At 38.7% G+C, this 3,332-nt stretch carries 5 protein-coding genes; all 5 read right to left on the bottom strand.

Annotation, left to right across the window (positions count from 1 at the left end):
- Positions 1-764 (bottom strand): AAA family ATPase (locus EDM53_RS05475; protein ID WP_165379677.1); only part of this gene is annotated, 764 nt, incomplete at its 3' end.
- An 11-nt stretch (positions 765-775) separates the two neighbouring features.
- On the bottom strand, positions 776-949 hold the full coding sequence (locus EDM53_RS06265) for a hypothetical protein (RefSeq protein WP_165379676.1): 174 nt from the start codon (positions 947-949) through the stop codon (positions 776-778).
- Between the two features lie 198 nt (positions 950-1,147).
- Positions 1,148-1,705 (bottom strand): hypothetical protein, encoded by a 558-nt coding sequence (locus EDM53_RS05470; protein ID WP_130122652.1) that lies wholly within the window; start codon positions 1,703-1,705, stop codon positions 1,148-1,150.
- A 15-nt stretch (positions 1,706-1,720) separates the two neighbouring features.
- On the bottom strand, positions 1,721-2,572 hold the full coding sequence (locus EDM53_RS05465) for a DUF7689 domain-containing protein (protein ID WP_130122651.1): 852 nt from the start codon (positions 2,570-2,572) through the stop codon (positions 1,721-1,723).
- 310 nt (positions 2,573-2,882) lie between these two features.
- A partial coding sequence (locus EDM53_RS05460; RefSeq protein WP_130122650.1) for a transposase occupies positions 2,883-3,332 on the bottom strand: 450 nt, incomplete at its 5' end.

Raw genomic sequence — 3,332 nt, 5'->3', positions numbered from 1 at the left:
TCTTCGGTAAAGCCAAAGTATTGCCCATAGTCTTCTCTCAATAACGAGTACACCTCTATGTTGTTTAGTTTAATCCAGAAAACCTCCTGAGAGATACGCGTTATTCCTGTGACTACAGCCTTTGTTAAGTAACTGTTATCCTTTAATGCCTGCCCCAATATGCCCCGCATTAGCTCTACCATCTTCTCGTAGTATTTGTGCAGGTAAGCTTCTTGTATCGGTGTGTCGTACTCGTCTATCAATATAATTGGGTTCTTCTCATACTTCCTATACATATACAGGCACAACCGCCTAAGTGCTGACTTTATGTCAGATGGCTTGCCTTCTCTGTTCATTAATGCCTTAAAGATCCTTGCCTCACTATCTGATAGCAATCCATCCACTTCAAGTAAATACCTGTGTACTTCATACAGCTCCATAATAAGACATACAATATCCTCGTATGCTCCTCGGTATGTAGACTGCTTCACATCCTTGAACGATATGAATATCACTGGATATTGATTCTGATGCTCCTCACAAAAGGCCTTATCACGCCCTGTATTTAGCTTCTCAAACAAATCCTCATCTTTTGGCCGACTATTGTCTAAAAAGTAGTAAAGCATCGACAGGTTAAGTGTCTTGCCAAATCTTCTGGGCCTTGTGATTAAAATCACCTTCGCACCATCTTCTAACACTTCTTTGATTAAAAGAGTCTTATCGGTAAACACATACCCTTCTCTTACTATTTCTCTAAAATCACTGACTCCTACTGGTAGTTTCATGGGTATAATACCTATAAATCACGTACTTCGTTCCGCGTTAAACCTGTTATCTCCGATACCTTATCTATGGGCTCCTTTCCTAATAATAGATGCCTTGCTACCTCCATTGCTTTAAGCCTCTTGCCGCATTCTATCCACTCTTCTTTCTCATCCCTTTTGACAGGACAATCTTTTATTCTTTTCATTTTTTTTATTGTTAGTTTGTTCGTCTGTACTGTCAATACTATAGCATAACATCCAGTATATAGTATGGGACGACATAGGATTGTGAGAAAATAGTACGCTAAGGACCCAACATGGGTCTGTTTTATGTGGCCTATAGGCCATACAACCCTCTTAAAATTGCCGAAGTCGCCATGAGGGATAAGACCTAGACACACAAATTACACCCCGCACGTAATATACTCATTGTGAATATGCAACATCGTGTTAATAGCGCAAAGTGTTGCTAACTCATTACTATTACCAAAAATATCTGCAGCTATCTCACTCTCTAACCAATGCTCAGCACTTAAAATAGCCCTTCCATCCTCAGCTCCTCCGTATCGCGAAAATGTCTCCTTTAATGATAAGTCTCCATGTATCTTCTCATAACTTACCACCAAGTCTTCCCTACCCATATACTTCTGTAAGTTATCAAATATGTTAACCGCAAATATATCTCCCCTCAACATATTTGATATTAAAAAGGGGCTCACTTTTTGATAATTAGCCGCCGCCTCCGGTAACCATTTATTAAATACCTCTAGTCTATCCATTCTTATGGAAGAAAGCATACTCAGCGTTGGACTCTTCTGATACTCTGTCAGTATGCTGATATATTTATTTTGTAGTAAACTCATCTCCTGAAAATTGGAGTGCTTTGCTACAAACTTCCCTATGTCACCTGCTACGTGGTTGTTTACTATGTGCCTAGAATTTAATACGACAATGTTACTCATTTCTACCTCTTTGTCTTATGTTATTTCAGCATAATACACGTCATCACCATATACCCCACCTAACAGGTCACTTAACTCATGTGATATCGTTATAGAGCTACCTAATTTTGAAGTCCACCTACCACCTACGTACTGATTGTAAAAATTCTCTAGATATCTTGCCCCATGTAAGCATTCATTAGATGTACTATTAAAGAAAAAAGCAACACTATCCTCTTTAATAGGGGTCTGAACATTAACGGAAGGGTATAATTTATCTATTACGTGGCCTACATTGCTCTGATCTAAATTACTATAGATTTGTCTCTTATCTGTGATAAACCTATCTATAGCTACATGCCTTGTCATCCCCCTATTGATATAAGCAGTAATCTCTGAAGGATCTAACCACTTGGTAATCCCTAAAGCATGGCCTATACAGTTATAGGTAGCTCCAATTGGGTGTCCAGCATATATACATTTATACAGACCAGAGTTACACTGGTCCCAAATAGCCTGCATAATAGGTATTTGCCCTGTTGTTGCATCCATAGATCCTACATAATTCCCTTGAAGGTCATAAATGTAGGCCGTACCAGGCATACACTCATAACTTTGACAATTCTCAATGCTAGGCCTAACCGCAGCAATCCCAAGGAATTTAATTTGGTCCGCATCAGCTTGGGGAAAAACACTTTTTATACCATGCTTTTCTATCGCAGTTAAGGTTCTGTTAAACTCACCACTTTGAGCGATGAAATCATGCTCAAATTTAGAACCACCAAACAGAAACTGGTTTGCATAATAAGGGAGCCTAGCGACAATAACAATACCTAGCAATGTTAGTAGATAAGGATAACACTGAGCGTTCCTGTTAATATTTTGCATGATATTATTTGGTATTTTTCACAAATATTAGTCAAAATCTTCAAGTGTACTCAAATGGCTGTACCGCACATATGCACTCTACTGACAGATATAGTTGGGTATAGGTGGTCCCAGACTCCACAGTAGTATAACACGCTAACTTATGCAAGCCATATTATCAATGAGAGACCTCTGCGTGATTTTGTTTTTTTATTTGTGGTGTGAGTAAGGTATGAAGGTTGTGTTATATTTTGTCAGATTATGTTAAGTTATCAAAATACTTTGTTATAAATAATTAACACAATATAGTAAGAGTCCCTTTTTTGTCCTATCAAGTAGGTTTCACACTCAGATTTAGGGCCTTTAACAGGTTAAATGCCATGGCTTTTCTTATCACCTCCGCTTTAACCTTTTGCAATGTCATATAGGTAGCTCTCGTCATTCCAAATCTTCGTTTCAGTGTACCAAAAGCCTGTTCTACCAAATATCTGTGACTACTAACTACCCTCTTAAATGCTTTCTCTAGCCTACTCAGCGGTTTATTCCTTGCTGCCTTATACATGATGCCATTCTTAATCCCCTTACTGCGTAATAGCTCCTTATTCTCCTTACTATAATAACCCTTATCAGCATACACTCTCCTAGGCTTTAATGGACCAAGCGCTCCTTCTAAATTCCTTACCTCAGACACGTTAGCAGGCAACACCTCAACATGCCTGATAAACCCATCCTCACTATCTGTAACAATAAATGCCTTGTAGCCAAAATAGCTTTTCTTCCC

It is taken from the genome of Rickettsiales endosymbiont of Peranema trichophorum (assembly GCF_004210275.1).
In the GTDB taxonomy this organism is placed as follows: Bacteria; Pseudomonadota; Alphaproteobacteria; order Rickettsiales; family Midichloriaceae; genus RICK02.
This window is presented reverse-complemented; position numbering and strand designations above follow the sequence as displayed.